The sequence below is a fragment of the Micromonospora tarensis genome (genome assembly GCF_016803395.1).
In the GTDB taxonomy this organism is placed as follows: domain Bacteria; phylum Actinomycetota; class Actinomycetes; order Mycobacteriales; family Micromonosporaceae; genus Micromonospora; species Micromonospora tarensis.
Window position 1 is genome coordinate 1 of record NZ_JAEVHL010000457.1, and the last position, 2,140, is coordinate 2,140.

Annotated in this window: 1 protein-coding gene and 1 pseudogene; both read right to left on the reverse strand. The window is 73.0% G+C overall.

Annotated features, from left to right (window positions below; genetic code table 11):
* The coding region (locus JM949_RS35465) for a DEAD/DEAH box helicase (RefSeq protein ID WP_407664884.1) at positions 1–1,487 on the reverse strand (1,487 nt) is incomplete at its 3' end.
* A gap of 197 nt (positions 1,488–1,684) precedes the next feature.
* Positions 1,685–2,140: pseudogene (locus JM949_RS38290) on the reverse strand (hypothetical protein); the annotation flags it as partial.

Sequence of the window (2,140 nt, forward strand, 5' to 3'; positions counted from 1 at the left end):
CTGTGGCGACGCTCGCCGGTGGGCCGGTCGCCGCCGTAGCGACGCTCGCCCTGCGGGCGGTCGCCGTAGCCTCGGTCGGCTTGCGGGCGGTCGCTGTAGCGGCGTTCGCCGGTGGGCCGGTCGCCGTAGCGGCGCTCGCCCCCAGTGCGGTCACCGAACCGGCGCGGGCCGCCGGCCCGGTCGTCGAACCGGCGCGGGCCGCCGGAGCGGTCGCCGTAGCCCCGGGGCTCCGCCTCGACACGAACCGGAACACCGCTGGGCTCACGGGCACCGACCAGCTCGGCCAACGCCGCGTCCCCGACCCGGACCCGGGTCTCGGCCGGCGCGACGCCGGCCTTCTCCATCATCGCCAGCGTGGTGCGGCGCTGCTTGGGCAGCACCAGCGTGGCGACCGCGCCCGACTCGCCCGCCCGGGCGGTACGCCCCGCGCGGTGCAGGTAGTCCTTGGGGTCCTTCGGCGGGTCGACGTGCAGCACCAGGGTGACCCCGTCGACATGGATGCCCCGAGCCGCGACGTCCGTGGCGACCAGCACGTTCATCCGGCCCTCACGGAACTCGGCAAGCGTCTTGGTACGCATCCGCTGGGTCTTGCCGCCGTGCAGCCCACCAGCGCGTACGCCGACGGCCGCGAGCTGCTCGACCAGCCGGTCCACCCCGAGCTGGGTGCGCGCGAAGACCATGGTCCGACCGTCCCGGGCGGCGATCGAGGCGGCCACCGGGAACTTCTCGTGCGGCGGGATCAGCAGCATGTGGTGATCCATGGTGGACACCGAGGCGGTGGACGGTGCCGTGGAGTGCGTGACCGGGTCGGTCATGAACCGCTTGACCAGCGCGTCGACGTCACCGTCCAGGGTGGCCGAGAAGAGCAGCCGCTGGCTGTTCGCGGGCGTCTTCGCCAGCAGTTCGGTCACCTCGGGCAGGAAGCCCATGTCGGCCATCTGATCGGCCTCGTCGAGCACCGTGACCTCGACGTCGTCGAGCTGGCAGATGCCCCGCTCGATCAGGTCGCCGAGCCGGCCCGGGGTGGCCACGATGATCTCCACGCCGCGCCGCAGCGCGTCGATCTGGCGGTCGTACGGAACACCGCCGACAGCGGTCTTCAGGAACACGTTGAGCGCCTTGCCCAGGGGCAGCAGAGCGTCGTTGACCTGCATGGCCAACTCCCGGGTGGGGACCAGGACGAGGGCGCGCGGACGCATCGGCCGGGCCGGCTTCGCGGTGGCCACCCGGGCCAGCAGCGGCAGACCGAACGCGAGGGTCTTGCCGGAGCCGGTCTGGCCACGGCCGAGCACGTCCCGCCCGGCGAGCGCGTCCGGCACGGTGGCCCGCTGGATCTCGAACGGGGTGGTGATGCCCTGTCGCGCCAGGGCGCGGACCAGCGGCTCGGGCAGACCGAGGCCGGCGAAGTCGACCGGCTCGACGGTGTCGGCGGCCGGGGCTGAGTCGAAAACGGAGGTTACGGTGCTGGGGTCAGCAGAGGTGGTCAACAAAAGCCTTTCGAGCGGGGCGCATCTTCGCGATGGCCTGCCGCGGCTGTGCCGCCGGATCGCCCGCAAGATCGCCCATGGGCACGCACCACGCGCGCCAGGTCAGTGATCTCAGCAAGTGTACGGCGGTCCGGCGAAGCCGCCAGCCGGTTGTCCAACCGTAGTGGGCGGACTCACCATCGCTCGCACTCACTGGCTCACCCGTTGAGCACGTTGCCCACCAGACCGTCCAGGGCGTCGCCGGCCAGCAGGACGACCATGATGCTGATCGCCACCAGCAGGCCCAGAGCGGCGGCCAGGACGATCATCACCCGGGTGTTGCTGGACCGCTCGGCTGGCGTGTCCGCCCAGCCCTGGGCCAGGATGTGCCCGGTCAACGAGCCGGAGGTCTCCACCGCGTTGGCGGGTATCGCGATCGTGGTGAAACCGGCTCCCTCGCCGCCGCCGTAGACGGTGCCGGCCAGGTCGGCATTGCCGTCCTGCCGCCCGCCACGGACGCCTGCCGTGCGCCGTCCGGCGGAGCCGACCGACGGGTTGGACGCCGGCACGCTCACCCGCGGATTTCCGCCGTCCGGCCCGATCGCTCCGGTGGTGGACGGCGGCCGGTTCGGCAGCGCCGGCGCGGGCACCACCGGCGGCGCGGCAGCCGACCC